The organism is Sphingomonas sp. PAMC 26617 (assembly GCF_000242835.1).
GTDB lineage: Bacteria > Pseudomonadota > Alphaproteobacteria > Sphingomonadales > Sphingomonadaceae > Sphingomonas.
In genome coordinates this window covers 2,237,853-2,256,262 of the sequence record NZ_JH594425.1, presented here as the reverse complement: position 1 = coordinate 2,256,262, position 18,410 = coordinate 2,237,853, and the positions used below count along the sequence as shown (strand labels likewise).

At 66.7% G+C, this 18,410-nt stretch carries 14 protein-coding genes and 1 tRNA gene; 11 read left to right on the top strand and 4 right to left on the bottom strand.

The genetic code is table 11. The features are described 5' to 3' along the window. Window positions 1-10: 10 nt before the first annotated feature. Window positions 11-1,294 carry a metal-dependent hydrolase family protein gene (locus RH91_RS09920; protein WP_029623756.1) on the bottom strand — a complete coding sequence of 428 codons (1,284 nt, stop codon included), beginning with the start codon at window positions 1,292-1,294 and terminating at the stop codon, window positions 11-13. A 52-nt stretch (window positions 1,295-1,346) separates the two neighbouring features. Here RH91_RS09920 and RH91_RS09915 point away from each other — a divergent pair, with 52 nt between their 5' ends. From RH91_RS09915 to RH91_RS09900, 4 genes are all read left to right on the top strand, one after another. Further along, window positions 1,347-3,551 carry a penicillin acylase family protein gene (locus RH91_RS09915; RefSeq protein WP_051116682.1) on the top strand — a complete coding sequence of 735 codons (2,205 nt, stop codon included), beginning with the start codon at window positions 1,347-1,349 and terminating at the stop codon, window positions 3,549-3,551. A 227-nt stretch (window positions 3,552-3,778) separates the two neighbouring features. Further along, entirely contained in the window at window positions 3,779-4,963 is a 1,185-nt protein-coding gene (locus tag RH91_RS09910) for an efflux RND transporter periplasmic adaptor subunit (RefSeq protein ID WP_010162563.1), read from the top strand. 4 nt (window positions 4,964-4,967) lie between these two features. Then, window positions 4,968-8,135, top strand: coding sequence for an efflux RND transporter permease subunit (locus RH91_RS09905; RefSeq protein WP_010162562.1), 3,168 nt, complete (start codon window positions 4,968-4,970; stop codon window positions 8,133-8,135). Between the two features lie 145 nt (window positions 8,136-8,280). Then, entirely contained in the window at window positions 8,281-9,498 is a 1,218-nt protein-coding gene (locus RH91_RS09900; protein ID WP_010162561.1) for a DUF445 domain-containing protein, read from the top strand. A gap of 57 nt (window positions 9,499-9,555) precedes the next feature. Here RH91_RS09900 and RH91_RS09895 read toward each other — a convergent pair whose 3' ends face one another. Continuing rightward, complete coding sequence (locus tag RH91_RS09895) at window positions 9,556-10,227, bottom strand: HAD family hydrolase (RefSeq protein ID WP_010162560.1); 672 nt, start codon at window positions 10,225-10,227, stop codon at window positions 9,556-9,558. Window positions 10,228-10,289: 62 nt separating this feature from the next. On the opposite strand from RH91_RS09895, the gene RH91_RS09890 reads away from it, so the two are divergent. The 4 genes from RH91_RS09890 to RH91_RS09875 are packed head-to-tail and all read left to right on the top strand — an operon-like array spanning window position 10,290 to window position 13,788. Beyond that, complete coding sequence (locus RH91_RS09890; protein ID WP_010162559.1) at window positions 10,290-11,387, top strand: ABC transporter permease; 1,098 nt, start codon at window positions 10,290-10,292, stop codon at window positions 11,385-11,387. Next, on the top strand, window positions 11,387-12,217 hold the full coding sequence (locus tag RH91_RS09885; RefSeq protein ID WP_010162558.1) for an ABC transporter ATP-binding protein: 831 nt from the start codon (window positions 11,387-11,389) through the stop codon (window positions 12,215-12,217). Before RH91_RS09890 ends, RH91_RS09885 begins: the two co-directional genes overlap by 1 nt. Before the next feature lie 3 nt (window positions 12,218-12,220). Next, on the top strand, window positions 12,221-13,192 hold the full coding sequence (locus RH91_RS09880) for an MlaD family protein (protein WP_010162557.1): 972 nt from the start codon (window positions 12,221-12,223) through the stop codon (window positions 13,190-13,192). Further along, window positions 13,189-13,788, top strand: coding sequence for an ABC-type transport auxiliary lipoprotein family protein (locus tag RH91_RS09875; protein ID WP_010162556.1), 600 nt, complete (start codon window positions 13,189-13,191; stop codon window positions 13,786-13,788). Before RH91_RS09880 ends, RH91_RS09875 begins: the two co-directional genes overlap by 4 nt. 175 nt (window positions 13,789-13,963) lie before the next feature. Here the strand turns inward: RH91_RS09875 and RH91_RS09870 are convergent, their stop codons facing one another. Then, complete coding sequence (locus tag RH91_RS09870; RefSeq protein WP_010162555.1) at window positions 13,964-14,863, bottom strand: peptidylprolyl isomerase; 900 nt, start codon at window positions 14,861-14,863, stop codon at window positions 13,964-13,966. A gap of 112 nt (window positions 14,864-14,975) precedes the next feature. Between RH91_RS09870 and RH91_RS09865 the strand changes: the two genes are divergently transcribed. Both RH91_RS09865 and RH91_RS09860 read left to right on the top strand, forming a co-directional pair. Beyond that, window positions 14,976-15,066, top strand: a tRNA-Ser gene (locus RH91_RS09865). Window positions 15,067-15,419: 353 nt separating this feature from the next. Then, complete coding sequence (locus RH91_RS09860) at window positions 15,420-16,469, top strand: hypothetical protein (protein ID WP_232283471.1); 1,050 nt, start codon at window positions 15,420-15,422, stop codon at window positions 16,467-16,469. 96 nt (window positions 16,470-16,565) lie between these two features. Here the strand turns inward: RH91_RS09860 and RH91_RS09855 are convergent, their stop codons facing one another. Beyond that, a complete protein-coding gene (locus RH91_RS09855; RefSeq protein ID WP_010162552.1) occupies window positions 16,566-17,336 on the bottom strand; it encodes a class I SAM-dependent methyltransferase in 771 nt (256 codons plus the stop codon). 149 nt (window positions 17,337-17,485) lie between these two features. Here RH91_RS09855 and RH91_RS09850 point away from each other — a divergent pair, with 149 nt between their 5' ends. Continuing rightward, on the top strand, window positions 17,486-18,268 hold the full coding sequence (locus RH91_RS09850; RefSeq protein ID WP_010162551.1) for a winged helix-turn-helix domain-containing protein: 783 nt from the start codon (window positions 17,486-17,488) through the stop codon (window positions 18,266-18,268). Window positions 18,269-18,410 lie beyond the last annotated feature (142 nt).

The window sequence follows — 18,410 nt, the reverse complement described above, 5'->3', positions numbered from 1 at the left end:
TTCGCCGCGGTCACGGCCGCCCGGGCAGCGCCGGTCGCTGCACCACCACGCCGCCCTTGATCACCCAATCGACCCGCCGCAGCGCGGTGCGATCGCGCAGCGGATCGCCCTGGACCGCGATGAGATCGGCCAGCAGGCCCGCCGCGACTCGCCCGCGATCCGTCAGGTGAAACGCCGCCGCATTGCCAGCGGTTGCGGCGCGCAGCACGTCGGCAAGCGGCATCCCGGCCTGCGCCATCAGCTCCATTTCGCGGGCATTCTCGCCATGCGGGAACACCCCGACATCGCCCCCCATGCAGATCGGCACGCCGACCGAGCGCGCCAGCGCGAACGCCGCGCGGTTCTCGGCCACCGCCGCCGGCACGGGATCGCCGCCGCTCCAGCCGCGATAGCGCGCAACCGCATCGGAGGCCGCAAGCGTCGGGCACAGCGCGATCTTGCGCGCCGCCATCGCGCGGAAAATCTCGACCGTCCCGCCATAGCCATGCTCGATCGTATCCGCCCCCGCGGCGATCGCGCGCCGCATCCCCTCGGGCGTCGAGGTGTGGACCGCGACGATCCGCCCGGCATCATGCGCGGCGGCGACCGCGGCGGTCATCTCCGCCTGCGAGAAGGTCGCGCGGCTCGGCTCGCCCGGTCCCCAGCGATAGTCGCCGTACAGCTTCACCACATCCGCCCCAGCGGCGATCTGGCTGCGCACCACGCGCACCACGTCATCGACCCCGCTCGCCTCCTCCGCGCCCTGCGGCACGTCGACGCCGGGCTCATACCCCTTGGGCCCATAAGCGCCCTTCGCGACGATCGCGCGCGTCGCCACCAGCATCCGCGGCCCCGGCACGATCCCCTGCGCGATCGCCTGCCTGAGTCCGACATCGGCGTAGCCCGCGCCCTCGGTCCCGAGATCGCGCTCGGTGGTGAAACCCGCGAGCAGCGTAGCCCGCGCGCTCACGGTCGCGCGGGCGGTGCGCAGCGCAAGCGGTTCGTGGAGCACCTGATCGTCCCACGCCGCCTCGTTATAGGGGTGGAGGAACAGATGGCCGTGCCCCTCGATCAGCCCGGGAAGCAGCGTCTCGCCGGGCAGGTCGATCGTCTCCGCGCCAGCCGGGGCCGTCAGCGCCGGCCCGACCGCGACGATCCGGTCGCCCGTCACCAGCACCTGCCACCCGGCGTGCGCGACCGGATCGACCCCGTCGAACACCGCCGCCGGACGCAACAGCATCGTGTGCGGCGGCGGTGCGGGGGGTGCAGCGGTGGCGCCCGTTGCCAGCAGCGCCAGTGCGATCGCCCATTTCATCCCCGTCTCCCTGAAGGTTGTCGCGCGCCGCGATGCCCGATAGCGTTGCGCCATGGATACCGCCCCTCCCGCTCCGCGCAAGCGCGCCGCCCCGTTGCTGCTGCTCGCGCTGCTCGCCACCGCCGCCGCGCCCGCGCCCGTACCGGAGCGCGCCCGCTGGAACGCGGAGGCGGCGCGGGTCACGATCACGCGCGACACCTGGGGGATCGCGCACGTCCGCGGCAAGACCGATGCGGACGCGGTGTTCGGCGCGATCTACGCGCAGGCCGAGGACGATTTCGCAAGGATCGAGGCGAACTACCTGACCGCGCTCGGCCGCACCGCCGAGGCCGAGGGCGAAACCGCGCTGTGGGCGGACCTGCGCCAGCAATTGTACGCCGACCCGGCCGACCTTCAGGCGCGCTATGCCGCAAGCCCGGCCTATCTGCGCGCGTTGATGCAAGCCTGGGCGGATGGCCTCAATTCCTATCTGGCGACGCATCCCCAGACCCGCCCCAAGGTGCTCACCCGGTTCGAACCATGGATGGCGCTGTCGTTCACCGAAGGCAGCATCGGCGGCGATATCGAGCGGATCTCGCTGACCGACCTCGCCGCCTTCTACGGTGGCCAGAGGATCGCGATCGCGCAGGAGGACACCGGCCCCTTCCCGCGCGAGCCGCGCGGATCGAACGGGATCGCGATCGCGCCGCGCAACACCGTCGACGGGCACGCGCTGCTGCTGATCAACCCGCACACGAGCTTCTACTTCCGCGCCGAACTCCAGATGACGAGTGCCGAAGGCCTCAACGCTTATGGCGCGTCGACCTGGGGGCAGTTCTTCATCTACCAGGGCTTCAACGAGAAAGCGGGGTGGATGCACACCTCGTCGGGCGTCGATAATGTCGATTCCTTCGCCGAGACGATCACGCGCAGCGGTGACGCGATCACCTATCGCTATGGCAGCGACCAGCGGCCGATCACGACGCGGCGGATCACGCTCGCCTATCGCAAGGCGGACGGAACGCGCGCGACGCGCAGCTTCACCACCTACGCCTCGCATCACGGCCCGATCGTCGCCGAACAGGGCGGCAAGTGGATCGCGCAGGCGCTGATGTGGAAACCCGTCCCCGCGCTCGAACAAAGCTGGCTCCGCACCAAGGCGCACGACCTCGCCAGCTACATGCGCGTGGCGGAGCGGCAGGCCAATTCGTCGAACGACACGCTGTTTGCGGATTCGACCGGCGCGATCGCCTATCTCCACCCGCAATTCGTCCCCGTCCGCAGCGATGCGGTAGATTACACCAGGACGGTCGACGGGGCGGATCCCGCGACCGACTGGAAGGGCCTGCACAGCATCGCGTCGCTTCCCAATGCGATCAACCCCAAGGTCGGCTGGGTCCGCAACACCAACGATTCGCCGTGGGGCGCGGCGGGGCCGGAAAGCCCCAAGGCCAGGGATTATCCGCGCTACATGGACACGTTCGGCGAGAATGCGCGCGGGGTTCACGCCGACCTGCTTCTGACCGGGCGGCACGACTTCACCCCCGAACGCCTGATCGCCGCGGCCTATGACAGCTACCTTCCCGCCTTCGCCCGGCTGATCCCGCCGCTGATCCGCGCCTATGACGCGCTGCCCGCAAAGGACCCGCGCCGCGCGCGGCTTGCCGGGCCGATCGGCGCGCTGCGGACATGGGACTATCGCTGGGGCATGGATTCGGTGCCGACCACGCTCGGCGTGCTATGGGGCGGCAAGATGTGGCGCGAGGCGGGGAGCTTCGTCCAGGCCGAGCAGATCAACGTCCCCGATCATATCGCCAGGGACATCCCCGATGTCCGCAAGCTCGACGCACTTGGCGAAGCGGCGGACCAGCTCACCCGCGATTTCGGGACGTGGCAGGTCGGCTGGGGCAAGATCAACCGCTTCCAGCGACTCGACGATTCGATAACGCCGCATTTCGACGACACGAAACCGAGCATCCCGGTGCCCTTCACCTCGGCGCAATGGGGTAGCCTCGCGTCGTTCGGCGCGCGGCCTTATGCCAACACCACCAAGCTGTACGGATCGAGCGGCAACAGCTTTGTCGCGGTCGTCGAATTCGGTCCCAAAGTGCGCGCCTGGGCGGTGGCTGCGGGCGGCGAAAGCGGCGATCCGGCGTCGGCGCATTTCCGCGATCAGGCCGAACACTATGCCAGCGGCGCATTGCGACCGGTGTATTTCTACCCTGCCGATCTCGCCCAGCATAGCGTGAGACGGTATCGCCCGGGGTCGCGCCGCTGAGCACTTGTGTTCGAGGGTGGCAATTGGGTCACAACCTACAATTACTGTAGTCGGCCCACAGGCTCACCTTGCGGTGCGCCCTGAAACTGGGCATGTTGCGCACGATAATTACCCCTCTTGAGGTTGGTGGTTTATTCCGATAACACAGTGCGACGAGCACGGTTGCCCTTGCGGGTGGCATGGGTGGGGGCTGGGTCGAAAGGCCCTTGAGATCTGGATTGGCTCAGATGAATTACGAGACGCGCGTGATCGGCACTGAGGAACTCCGCGGCTTGCCCGGTCCGGAGACGCCACCGCGTAGCCGCCGCGGCATCATCATCGCGATCGTGGTGGTCCTCCTGATCGCGCTGGTCGTCGCGTATCTCCTGTTCGGACGCTCCAAGCCCGCCGCCAAGGCGGTCGAACAGCTGCCGCTCGTGTCGGTCGTCGTGCCCGGACGCTCCACCGTCGCGCGCGTCGTGTCTGCGACCGGGTCGCTCGCCGCACGGCGTGAAATGCCGGTCGGCGTTGCAGGCGACGGCGGGATGGTGACGCGCGTGCTGGTCGAACCCGGCCAGTGGGTCGGCAAGGGGCAGGTCCTCGCCATGGTTGACCGCTCGGTCCAGACGCAAACCGCCGCATCGCTCGACGCACAGATCGCGGTCGCGCGGTCGGACGCGGCGATCGCGCAATCCGAACTCGATCGCGCGCAGACACTGGTCACGCGCGGGTTCCTGTCCAAGGCGGACCTCGAACGCAAGGCCGCGACGCGCGACGCCGCGCTCGCACGCGTCAAGGTCGCGCAGGCGACGCTCGGCGAAGCGAACGCGCGCACCAGCCGCCTCGATATCCGCGCCCCCGCCGCTGGCCTCGTGCTGACCCGCGCGGTCGAGCCCGGGCAGATCGTCGGCCCGGGAACGGGAACGCTGTTCCGGCTGGCCGAGGGCGGGCAGATGGAAATGCGCGCGCAGATCAGCGAAGCCGATTTGCGCGGGCTGCGGATCGGCGCACGCGCGCAAGTCACCCCGGTCGGCGGGAGCGAGAGCTTCACGGGCGAGGTCTGGCAAGTCTCCCCGGTTATCGATCCCCAGAGTCGCCAGGGAATCGCGCGGATCGCGCTGTCCTACAATCCCGCGCTGCGTCCCGGTGGCTTCGCCTCCGCCGCGGTGGTCGCGGGATCGACCGACGTACCGCAGCTTCCCAACTCGGCGATCCAGAGCGACGACAAGGGCAATTTCGTGTACGTGATGGGCGCGGGCGACAAGATCGTCCGGCGCGCGATCAAGGTGGGCGAAGTGTCGGACAAGGGTGTCTCGATCACCGAAGGCTTGAACGGGACCGAGCAGATCGTCCTGTCGGCAGGTGCATTCCTGACCCCCGACCAGAAGGTCAAGCCGACGCGGGTCGCGCTTTCGGCCGCGAACCAGAGGTAGCAGCATGAGCTTCCGGAACATCTCGGCCTGGTCGATCCGCAACCCGGTCCCGTCGCTGGTCCTGTTCTTCATGCTGACGCTGGCGGGGATCGTCAGTTTCATGCGGCTCGACGTCAACAGCCAGCCCGACATCGATTTTCCGGTCGTCATCGTCGACATCAGCCAGCCCGGCGCGGCGCCGACCGAACTCGAGACCCAGGTTACGCAGCGCGTTGAGGCGGCGCTGCGCAGCCTGCAGGGGATCGACGAGATCGACTCGACCGTGACCGAGGGCCAGTCGGAAACCGTCGTCCAGCTCGCGATCGGCACACCGATCGACCGCGCGGTCGAAGACGTGCGGTCGTCGATCGCGCAGATCCGCAGCAACCTGCCCGACGGCATCCTCGAGCCGCAGATCATGCGCGCGAACACGACCGGGCAGGATCTGGCGAGTTACGCAGCGATCAGCACCGATATGACGGTCGAGCAACTCAGCTGGTACATCGACAATAACGTCGCGAAAGAACTGCTGTCGGTCCCGGGCCTCGCCGGGGTTCAGCGCAACGGGGGTGTCGATCGCGAGATTCGCGTCATCCTCGATCCGGCGAAGCTTTCCGCGCACGGGCTGACCGCGTCGCAGGTCAATCAGCAACTCCGGCAGGTCAACCTCAACGCTGCAGGCGGACGCGCGCAGCTCGCCGGGTCCGAGCAATCGGTCCGCGTGCTCGGCAACGCCCAGACCGCCTATCAGCTCGGCCAGACGCAGATCGCGACCGGCATGGGCCAGACGCTCAAGCTGGTCGACCTCGGTCGGGTCGAGGATCTGTATGCCGAACAGCGTTCGGCCTCGGCGCTCAACGGCCAGCAGGTGCTGTCGTTCGATTTCCAGCGCGCCAAGGGCGCGTCGGACGTGACGGTGTTCGAGGAAGCCGAGAAGAAGCTCGCCGCGCTCGAGGCGCGCAATCCCAAGGTGCACTTCAAACGCATCTCGGACAGCGTCAAATACACCAAGCAGCAATATGATTCGGCAATGGAGGCGATGGTCGAGGGCGCCGCGCTCGCGGTCGTCATCGTATTCATCTTCCTGCGCGACTGGCGCTCGACGATCATTTCGGCGCTCGCCATTCCCCTCTCCGCGATCCCGACCTTCTGGGTAATGGACCTGCTCGGCTTCACGCTCAACAACATGACCTTGATGGCGCTGAGCCTCGTCGCGGGCGTGCTGGTCGACGATGCCATCGTCGAGATCGAGAACATCGTTCGACACATGCGGATGGGCAAGTCCGCCTATCAGGCGGCGATCGACGCCGCCGACGAGATCGGCCTCGCGGTCCTCGCGACGACGATGGCGATCGTCGCGGTGTTCCTCCCGGTCGGCCTGATGCCCGGCATTTCGGGGCAGTTCTTCAAAAATTTCGGCCTGACCGTGGTCGCCTCGGTCCTGATGAGCCTCGCGGTCGCGCGCCTCATCACCCCGATGCTCGCCGCCTATTTCCTCAAGGCGCAGGGCGAGGCATCGCACGGCGAGGGCTGGATCATGGATCGCTACATGGCGATCCTGCGCTGGACGCTGATGCATCGCTGGTCGGCGATCCTCGGCGGCGCGGTTGCGTTCGCGGCGACGATCTACTTGTTCATGTCGATTCCGGCGACCTTCCAGCCGTTGCGCGACAGCGACTCCACCACCGCGACGATCGAGATGGTGCCCGGAACGACGCTCGCCGAAACCAAGACGGTCGTCGCGCAGGTCGCCGCGATCCTGCAGAAACAGCCGAGCATCGAATCGGTCTATTCGCGGGCCTTCGTCGGCAACGGCAGGGTCACCGCAATCTTCAAGCCCAAGCGCGAGCGGACGATGAAGAGCTACGAGTTCGAGCGCGCGCTCGCGCCGACGCTCCAGACGATCCCCGACGCGCGCGTCTCGTTCCGGTCGTCGAGCGGCTGGGGCAGCGCGGGACGTGCGCTGACGATCACGCTCGGCAGCGACGATCCCAAGCTGCTGGCCGAGACCGGCGCAAAGCTGGTCGAGCAGATGAGCCGCCTGCCCGACCTCGTCGCGCCGCGGATCAGCGGGGACCTCAAGCGTCCGGAAATCGTCATCACCCCGCACATGGACCTCGCCGCGAGCATGGGCGTGACGACCGCGGCGATGTCCAACGCGATCCGGATCGCGACGCTTGGCGACATCGACCAGAACAGCGCGAAATTCTCGCTGTCCGATCGCCAGATCCCGATCCGCGTCGCGCTCGACCAGGATTCGCGCCAGCGTTTGTCGACGATCCAGAATCTTCCGGTCCAGACCGCAAGCGGCGGGTCGGTGCCGCTCAGCGTCGTCGCCGATATCGGTTTCGGCGCAGGCCCGACCAAGATCGAACGTGTCGCCCAACAGCGCCAGTTGACGATCGGCGCGGACCTTGCCCCGGGCGTCGTCAGCGGAACCGCGCAAAAGGAGATTCACGAGCTCCCGCTGTTCAAGACGATGCCGATCGGGGTGAAGGAACTCGTCCTTGGTGAATCGAAGTGGCAGGTCGAGCTGATCCAGAACTTCATCATCGCGCTGGTCGCGGGCATCTTCCTGCTCTTCGCGGTGCTGGTGCTGCTGTACCGCCGCCTGTTGCCGCCGTTCATCAACATCATGTCGCTGCTGGTCGCGCCGCTCGGCGGGCTGATCGGGCTTGCCGTCACCGGGACGCCGATCTCGATGCCGGTCTATATCGGTCTGATCATGCTGCTCGGCATCGTCGCGAAGAACTCGATCCTGCTGATCGACTTTGCGCTCGAGGAGATGAACAAGGGCGTCGACGTGCTGACCGCGATCATCGATGCCGGGCACAAGCGCGCGCAGCCGATCGTGATGACCACCGTCGCGATGGTGATGGGCATGCTGCCGACAGCGCTCGCGCTGACCGGCGACGGATCGTCGCGCGTTCCGATGGGGATCACGGTGATCGGCGGACTGACGATGTCGACCGTGCTCACGCTGCTCATCGTCCCGGCCAGCTTCAGCCTGGCGATCGGGATCGAGGCGCGCGTCGGGCCGGTATTGCGCCGTCGTCTGCTGACCTATCGCCCCGGCGACGATGGCGGCCCGTTGATCGAGCATCAGTCCCCAACCAAGCCGCAACTCGGCCCGGGGGACCCGGCGCTGATCCATTACAAGCCGGGCGACGACAAGCCGCAACCGGCCGAATAACCCAGCCGACCCCGTATCCCGGCGGAAAAAGCACCGCCGCCGGGACTTGGCGCTTGAACAATCGTCGCGTTCGGGGATTGGTCCGGCAATGCGAACCCCTACCCCGCCTCGAGCCTTTGAAGCGCCCCCGGCGGGATTGGTGCGAATGCGCTGGATCGCGGGCGGGTTGCTCGTCGCGATGGCGGCAATCTTCTTCGTCGCGCGCGCCTACGATGATCCCGCGTCGCGCTATGGGCATGCGATCGGCTTCGTCCGTGCCTTTGCCGAGGCAGCGATGGTGGGCGGGCTAGCCGACTGGTTCGCGGTGACCGCCTTGTTCCGGCACCCCTTCGGCATTCCCGTCCCGCACACCGCCATCATCCCCCGCAACAAGGATCGCATCGGCACGACGCTAGCCGCGTTCCTGCGCGACAACTTCCTAGTGCCGCGCGTCGTCGCACGCCGGATGCACGGGCTCGACATCGCCGGCGCAGCCGGGCGCTGGCTCGCCAACCCGCCCGGCGGCGACGGACGGCTCCGGCGCGGCGCATCACGGCTGGCCGCGCACATGCTCGAGGCATTCGACCAGCAGCGTCTCGGCGGGATGGTCAAGGCCGGGATCGGTCAGCGGCTTCGCGCGCTCGACGTCTCCCCCCTGCTTGGTCAGGCATTGACCGCCGCGATCGCCGAAGACCGGCATCTCCCCCTTCTGGACGGAATCGTCCGCTGGGGGGCGCGCGTGCTCGAGGCGAACGAGCATCTCGTTCGCGCAATGGTCAGCGAACGCTCGGGATCGATGATGCGCTGGACCGGGCTCGACGAGACGCTCGCCAACAAGATCATCGACGGACTTAACGGCATGCTGACCGGGATCGCAGAGAACCCGGACCATCCCTTGCGCGAGAAGGCGGAAGAAGGGTTGGCGTCGCTCGCCCACGATCTCGTCCATGATCCGCGGATGCGCGACCGCGTCGCTGCGGTGAAGGCCGAAATCATCGACAACCCTGCGATGCAGCGGTGGCTCGACGGGTTATGGGAGCAAGCGCGCGGCGGGATGCTGCGGATCGCGCGCGACCCCGACCGGATGCTCGCCGGGCCGGTCGGCGATGCGCTGCGCCAGCTTGGCGGCACGTTGCAGACCGATCCGAAACTGCGGCGCACGATCAACCGGTTCGTCCGGCGGGCCGTGGTGGGGCTTGCGGCCGATTATGGCGACGGGATCGTCCGGCTCGTGTCCGAGACGGTTCGTGGCTGGGATGCGCAGACGATCACGCGACGGCTCGAGAATGCCGTCGGACGGGATCTGCAATATATCCGGGTCAATGGAACTTTGGTGGGCGGCCTGGTGGGGCTTACGATCCATGCGGTGGACGTGGCCCTGTAGCAAACAGACGGACGGGAACGCGCCGAACTTCGAACCACAGCCGCGCCGCCCCGGGCGTCAGCGCACCCAATCCTCGATTGACCACCCCCGCACCTCTGCCATCGCGCGCAGCGGCGGATGCGGGTTGACCGCAATTCCGACGTCCGCCCATTCGAGCGCGGGCGCATCCGACGCGTGGTCGGAATAGAATCGCACGTACGATTCGCGGCGCGCGATCCCCTGCTCCGCCAGCCATGCCTCGATCATCCGCAACTTGGCCGGGCCGTAACAATTTTCCCCCGCGATTTTCGCGTGGATCATGCCGTCCGTCCGGACCACTCCGGTCGCGATGACTGCGTCGAACCCGAGCCGGGCAGCAATCGCTTCCGCGTAGAATCCATAAGAGGCCGTCGCCATCACGAGCCGATATCCCGCCTCGCGATCCGCCGCGATCTGTCGCCGGGCACCCGCGCAGACTCCCGAATCGTCGATCCGCCCCGCGAATCGCTGCGCGGCGCGCTCCGCCACGGGTTCGGGAATCCGCCTCCCCAGCAGCAATCGCTGCGCAATTTCCTTGAGCCGTGCGCGTCCGATCAGTCGCAGCGCATACGCCGCCCCGGCAAGCGCCACGACCGGCAGCAATCCCAGTCGCCACGGCGATTCGACCCGCGCAGTCTCGACCAGGAACCGCGTCCACGTCGGCGAATAGGTTATGGTCTTGTCCATGTCGTAGACGGCAAGATGATTCATCGTACCGTTCACACCACAGCAACGCTTGCCGATCCAGTCCGATTGCAGCAAGGAAGGCGCGAATGACCGAAATGGCCGCCTTCTCCCAAGACAGCGACACGGTACGCTTTTCCGGCAGCTTGTCGCTCGCCCGGATCGGCGACCTGCCGGAACGTCTCCGCGCCTTCGATGGCAAGGTCGCGCATGTCGATCTCAGCGGCATCGACCGGATCGACACGGTCGGTGCCTGGATCATCCACCGGTTTGCAGCCGAGCATGATGCCGACATCCAGGGCCTCGATGCGGATGGCGAGCATCTGCTGCAACAGGTCGCCAACGCCGACCAGCCGGTTGCGATGCGCCCCGAGCCGATCGGCAGCTTCAAGCGCGTCGTCGGCGAGCTGGGCGACGCGGTCGTTTCCTCCGGGCATACGCTTTACGGCTTGCTCGGCTTTTTCGGCGCCACGCTGATCGCTTTCTGGAATGTCGCGACTCACCCCAAGCGGTTCCGGTTTAACGCGGTCGTCCAGCGGTTCGAGGTCGTCGGGGTTACCGCGCTCGGTATCATCGGGTTGATGAGCTTCCTGATCGGGATCGTGATCGCGCAGCAGGGCTCGGTCCAGCTCCAGCAATTCGGGTTCGAGGTGTTCACGATCAACCTCGTCGGGCGAATCACGCTGCGCGAGTTGGGCGTGCTGATGACCGCGATCATGGTCGCCGGGCGTTCGGGTTCTGCCTTTGCGGCGCAGCTCGGGACGATGAAGCTGACCGAGGAAATCGACGCCATGCGCACGATCGGCGTTTCGCCGATGGAGGCACTGGTGCTGCCGCGCGTGATCGCATCGGTGGTGATGATGCCGCTGCTCGGCATGTACGCGTCGATCATCGCGATCGTCGGTGGGGGCCTGTTGTGCTGGGTATCGCTCGACATCCCGCCCGTCACCTTCGTCCAGCGCATCCGCGAGGTCGTGCCGGTGACCGATCTGTACGTCGGGCTGATCAAGGCGCCGTTCTTCGGGCTGATCATCGCGATGGCGGGCTGTTTCCAGGGCATGCTGGTCGAGGGCGATGCCGAACAGGTCGGCACGCGGACCACCGCCGCGGTCGTCCAGGCGATCTTCCTCGTGATCGTGCTCGACGCGTTCTTCGCGGTGTTCTTCACCTCGATCGGGTGGTCGTGATGGAAACCGGCAACGCGCCAAACGACAATGACGACGTCATCGTCGTCCGCGATCTCGTCAACGGATTTGGTGACCAGATCGTCCATGACGGCGTCAATCTGACCGTGCGCCGGGGCGAGATCATCGGCGTGGTTGGCGGGTCGGGCACCGGCAAGTCGGTGCTGATGCGCTCGATCATCGGGTTGCAGACGCCAAAGTCGGGATCGATCGAAGTCCTCGGCGAATCCACCCTCAATCGCGAAACGACCGAATTGTCGGATCTGACCAAGCGCTGGGGCGTGCTGTTCCAGGGCGGTGCGTTGTTCTCGACGCTGACGGTCGCCGAGAACGTCCAGGTCCCGCTCCGCGAATTCTACCCCGAGCTCGATCCCGCCCTGCTCGACGAGATTGCCGCCTACAAGGTCGTGATGAGCGGCCTGCCCGCCGATGCCGGCCCGAAATATCCGTCCGAACTGTCGGGCGGGATGCGCAAACGCGCCGGCCTGTCGCGCGCGCTCGCGATGGACCCGGAGTTGCTGTTCCTCGACGAACCGACCGCCGGGCTCGATCCGATCGGTGCGGCTGCGTTCGACGAACTGACTCGCTCGCTCCAGAAGACGCTCGGGCTGACGGTGTTCCTGATCACGCACGATCTCGACACCTTGTACGCGATTTGCGACCGGATCGCGGTGCTTGCGGACAAGAAGGTCATCGCGGTCGGGACGATCGACGAACTGCTCGCGCTGGACCACCCGTGGATCCAGGAATATTTTAAGGGCCCGCGTGGCCGCGCCGCGACGGCGACACTTGAGCGCAACGAACATGCTGACGCTGCAGCGGAAGGGCAATAGCTGATGGAAACCCGCTCGAACCATGTGCTGGTCGGATCGGTCGTGCTCATCCTGCTGACGGTGATGCTGCTGTTCCTGGTCTGGATCCTGCGCTGGGGCACCGCCACCGACAAGGAATATGACATCTTCTTCAAGCAGTCGGTCGACGGCTTGGCAAAGGGGTCGGGCGTGGCGTTTTCGGGCGTCGTGTCCGGACAGGTAAAGGAAATCGCGCTGTGGAAGCCCGATCCCTCGCTCGTCCGCGTGCGCATCAGCGTCAATCCCGATACGCCAATCCTGATCGGAACGACGGCCTCGTTGCAGGGCAGTTTCACCGGTACCAGCACGGTCCAGCTCGACGGCGCGGTTAAGGGCGCGCCGCCGATTGCCTGCCCGGTCGAGAACCCCCTGTCCGAATGCCCGAACGGCGTCCCGACCATCCCGACCAAGCCCGGCGGCCTTGGCGCGCTGTTGAGCTCGGCGCCGCAGTTGCTTGAGCGGATCTCGACGCTGACCGAGCGCCTGTCGGACATGCTGTCGGACAAGAACCAGCAATCGATCCAGGGCATCCTCGCCAACACTAACCGCCTGAGCGCGGCGCTGGCGGACCGCGGCCCCGAAATCGCCGCGACGCTGGCGGAGACGCGAGTCGCGATCCAGAAGGCGGGCGTCGCCGCGCAGCAGATCGGCAACCTTGCCGACACCACCAACGGCGTGCTGTCGAACGACGTTCGCCCGGTGATGGCGAACCTCAACAAGACGATCGCGTCGGCACAGCACAGCGCCGAGACGCTCGACGCCGCGATCGGCGATGCGCGGCCAGGATTGCAGGCGTTCTCGAAGCAGACCGTCCCCGAGGTCGGGCAGTTGGTGCACCACCTGCGCCAGATGTCGATGGCGCTGACGTCGGTCGCCGAAAAGGTCGATCGCGGCGGTGCGGGCGCGCTGATCGGCCAATCCAAGCTGCCTGATTACAAGCCCGGAAAGGGACAGTGACCATGATCCGTTCGACCAAATCGCTGCTCGCGCTGACTGCGCTCGCGTCGCTCTCCGGCTGCATCAGCTTTGCCGCCAAGCCCCCGGCGTCGCTGCTGACGCTGACCTCGGCAACGACGCTGCCGGTCAACCAGACGCAGTCGTCGAGCACCGCGCCGACGATCACGATTCAGGTGCCCGCGGTGGCGCAGTCGATTGCCGGGGTGCGGATCCCCGTCCAGGCGAGCCAGACCTCGATCGCCTATGTCGCCAAGGCGCAATGGGTCGAGCCGCCCGCGCGGTTGTTCGCACGCTTGCTGTCAGACACGATTCCGCCGCGCACCGGACGGATCGTCCTGAGCAGCGCGCAGTCCTTTACCGATCCAGGCGCCGTCCTGTCGGGGGAGATCCGGTCTTTCGGCGTCGATGCCGGCACCAACATGGCGGTCGTCGCGTTCGACGGCTCGCTGATCCGCAGCACCGGCAAGGTGGTCGAAAAGCGCCGCTTCGAGGCGCGTGTCCCGGTCAGCGCGATCGCGGCGGGGCCGGTCGGAGTTGCGCTCAACCAGGCGGCGAATCAGGTTGCGGTCGAAGTAGCGGACTGGGTCGGACGGTAACGAAACGGCTAGACGGCCCCTTCCCCGGCGCAGGCCGGGGTCCGGTCGGGCTGGTCAAGCTTACCAAGTCCTGTCGCCAGTTTTCTACGGTTCCTCTCCTCGGCCCCGGCCTTGGCCGGAAAAGACCGTCAGGGAGCCGCATTCTTCGCTCGCCGTACCGGCGTTTCGTCCCCCCTCAGCGCGCCGGCACCTTCCGTACCGGCACCATCAGGTTGCATAGGTCCGCCGTCCCGGCGGGCACCGTGAAGAACGGCAACCCCCGGTTCGCCCGCGCCTCGAGCGTTTGGGCGAACGCCGCTGTGTCGGGGCGCAAATACTGAAACGCCGGACGTTCGGCCGCAGGCAGATCCGCCACGATCACGATCCGCTTGATCGGCACGCGTTGCTTTGGATCCTCGTACAGCCCGAGCCCGCCCCCGGTCCCGCGCGGCAGCGCAGACAGCGCGCCCATCCCGTCGATAACGCGCCCAACCAACGCAATGTTGCGGTCGAGATGGCGCGGGGCGTGACCGATCACGGTATAGAGATCCCCGCCCGTCCCGGTATCGGGGGCCAGATCGCGCGCGACGCCGACCATGCCATAGCAATGCGGCAGCCACTGCCGCTTGCCGTCGCCCGCCACCGCCCAGCCGCTCGGCGTGAAGCCGGTACGCGTCGCGTAAGCGTCGCGATACGGGTTGGCGACCGCTGGCCCATGCGCGCCCCACGCCCACTCATATTCGGCGGGCGGTCGCGCCGTGATACCAGCGGCGGCGGGCTTCTTCTCGGTCGCATCGCCCCATTGCGTCACGTAATTGTCCTGGACGCGATAGACCGTCGCATCACCCCACCAGCCGCTGCGCGCAATGGTCCGGATATTGGCGACATGCACTGGCGCGAACTCGGACGTCAACCAGAGGACGCTGCGCTGGCCATCGGCAAAGTCGATCAGCAGCAGGTCTTCGGGGGCGATGCTGCCCCAGGCATCGGCAGGTGCCGCCGCCGCGATCTGCGCCGCGGTCGGTTTGGCCGCAGGCGTGGAAGGCGGGACACCTTGAGGGGCGGAAAAGGACAGAAGCAGGGGAAGCAGGATCATTCCGCCATCGTGACATGCCGCCCCGGCTGAAATCAATCCCTGCCCTTCCTGCGCAGCACGCTTGCACAGCCGCCATCGACGCTCTAGGGCGACGTTCCTGTCCAGGACATGCGGAGCGGTGGCCGAGTGGTCGAAGGCGCTCGCCTGGAAAGTGAGTATACGTCAAAAGCGTATCGAGGGTTCGAATCCCTCCCGCTCCGCCACGGACATGTTCCCGGTGGTCCGCAACGGACCACCGGCACCAACCTTCCCTAGCCAAATCGAACAGGCAACAGATCAGCGCTGCCAAGCGGACAGCAAAGGGCGCGCTTCGCGATAATCCATTCAGGCGCTCTGCCGTTCGGAAGGCTGTCTTTACGGTCTTTATCTTCTCTTTATGCGACATCGGCGCACGCGCCCGGCACGTAGGCCTCCCCTTCATCGGAGCCTGATCATGTCCTACCGTTTCCTGTGCCACCCACGGTGCCTTGCCCTCGGTGCGATGACACTGAGCTTGCCGGCCTCCGCGGCACCGGTGCCGGCCCCGTCTTCGACCACGGCCACGACGACCTATCCCATGACAAGCGAGACCTGGCTGGGGGAGAAGACGACGTTCGCGCCGGACGAAGCGTTCCCGGACGGGCTGATGACCGTCACTGAGGGGTATGCCGTGCTGAAGGTCGGCACCTTCGCCGAAGGAACGGTCGAGTTCGACATCAAGCCGCTCGCTTATGCCGATACTGGAATTTTGCTTCACCGCCGCGACGCGGATACCGCCGAGTTCGTCTATCTGCGCGCCAACCCGGACTGCCCGGCTGCCAATGATTGCGTGCAATATGCCCCGATTACCAACGGGCGCATGCAGTGGAACGCCTATTCGCGCTACCAACACGGCGCGCCGGTCGTGGCGACAGGATGGAACCACCTCCGCATCGTGATCGCGAACGGGCGGCTACGATTGTTCGTCAACCATGCTCCCGAGCCATCGCTGGACGTCCCGCGGCTGCAGGGCCTCGCCGATCGCGGCGGGATCGCGGTGAAGGGGCCTGCCATCTTCGCCAACATGGTTGTCCGGCCCGACGACACGGGGTCGTCCGCGCCGTCGCTGGTCGATGTCCCGCAGCCGGGCACCGTCCGTCATTGGCTGCTCGGTCCGGTCACGCCTGCGCCCGCCAGCGGTATCCCGACGCCGGCTGATATACCGAGCACCGACTGGCAGCGATTCGAAGCCGAACCGGACGGACTGGCAAACCTGGCCCGCGCCATTCCCAAGAACGACAGCCCCCGTCGACAAATCGCCTGGCTCAAGGTCGAGATCGATGCGGTTGCCGATGGCAGCAGGACAATCGACCTCGGCTTCGTTCCCCGTGCGTGGCTGTTTCTCAACGGCGCACAGGTCTATGCGGGCGAGAATTTCTATTACCCAGCGAACAAGCGCCTGACACCGGCGGGACGGTTCGGCCCGGAGAACGCCAGGGTCGAACTACCGCTCCACAAGGGGAAGAACACACTGGTCCTCGCGAGCGACGACGCATGGCGCCGTCCCGACGGTACGTTCAGGCCCGATCATTACGGTTGGGCGGCTAGGATTCGCTTCGAACAGCCAGCGCGGTTGACGCTGCGATGAGGCCGCCGTCGGAAGCGATGTGACGGCAGGACGACCTTATCTGCGAGCGACGGCGCATCGGCACCGCTCCGGAACTCCTCGCACCCTGGATGATCGTCATCGTACGCCGCCGGGCTTGCGGAACGCGTACGCGAACTGGCTGGTGCGACCACGGATTGCCGGATCGAAGACCTTGGTCGTCAGCGGGTCCGACGCATTGGCGAGGACCCTGCTCTCGCCGGCGAAGACGAACCCTGCTGCTTCCGCCTGGCGACGCACGATCACCGGATCGATGCGGTGGAGCGTGTCCGTGTCCACCATCCCCCGTCCGGCGGCACTGCGATGGTCGATGACGATGAAATACCCACCCGGTCGCAGCAGGCGGAACGCGTCCCGGGCCAGCGCGTCGGGTCCGGGGCTGCCCAGGAACGGGTCGGCATAATCGTGGTAGTTTTGCGACGTCCACACCACGTCGAGCAGTGTCGGCGCCGTCGGCAATGCCTGCGGCTGGATCGCGACCGCGACGTTTCGATAGGCTTGCGAGGCAGCGGTTTTACGCAACCCGGTGACATCGCGCGTTGCCAGCTTCGCATAGGCATTCGGCCATACCGCATAGACATGGCCGGTCGGCCCGACGATGCGGCTGAAGATGCGGGTCCAATACCCGCCCCCCGGGATGAGATCGAGCACGTTTTGCCCACGCGCTACGTGTGCCAGCGCGACCAGTTCGGCGGGGTGGCGTTGCGCATCCTGTCGGCGGTCCGTTGCGCGGCTCGGGTCCGCAAGCGCCTGGTCGATAACGGTCCGCGCGCCGGCAGCGTGGACCGGCGCGGCCATCCCCAGCAGCAGGGCTGTGGCCGGGATCAACGGATTGAGGGAAAATCGCATAAGTCGGCTCCTTGTGGCCGTATCGATGGCAGCGCCGTCGTCGGTTTAAGCCATCAAGAAGACGTAAAGACTGCGCCCGGCGCCGATCGGCGTCCCTGATCGGTTGATCGCCATTCCGCTTTGCACATGGCCAATGCTAGGGCGTCACCATGACGACGCGGGCGCAATGGCAGATCGGGACATGGACGTTCGACGCGGTCGGAGCGCGCCTGATCGCGGGGGAGACCGAAATTCCGCTCGAACATCGCGCCGCGCGCACGCTCGAGATGCTGTGCCGGAGTCGTGGGAGCCCGGTGTCGCGGGACGAGATCCTGGCGGACGTCTGGGAAGGCCGATCGGTCAGCCCCAATAGCGTCGCGGTCGTCATCGCCGACCTGCGCCGTGCGCTTGGCGACGATGCAAGCGCGCCGCGCTTCATCGCCACGATCCCGAAACGCGGCTACCGACTGAGTGACGAAGCGCCGCCCGTCGCAGCACCGGCACCCGCCGCCCCTGCCCGACGAAACGTGTTGCGATCACTGGCGATCGCAGTCGCGGTCATCGCGCTGGTCGGCACGGGCTTTCTGGCGATGCGGTCTCGATCGCACGACCGGGTGACGCTCGTCGTCACCCCCACAGCCAACGACACGGGGAAGCCGCAGTATCGCCCGCTCGCGATCGCCTTGCAGGCGTTGCTCACCGACCGCCTGTCACGGATGGGGGTGGACGTGCTATCCGCACCGACACCGCGCGGCCCGGTTCAGAACCGCCGGCAATTGTGGTTCCGTTCGCGGCTCATATTGTGGAACGGCATCTCGACCCTGTCGATGGAAGAGGTCGACGGCTCCGGGCGGGTCACCTGGACGGGAATGGCGGTTGCGCCGCCGAACGGGCTGGCAGCGGCCACCATTGCGCAACTTCGGACGTTGAAAGTCGAGGCTTTGGATCGGTAACTTGGAGCGGAGCGGCCGCAACGCGCGAGTTTCGTCGTCTTCGACACGCACTGGTCTCTCGCATTCGCGAGCCAGCCCGAACCTGCAAAACGCATTCGGAGTATAAGCCACGGAGCCTGCCCGCGCCCGGACACGGCAGCCC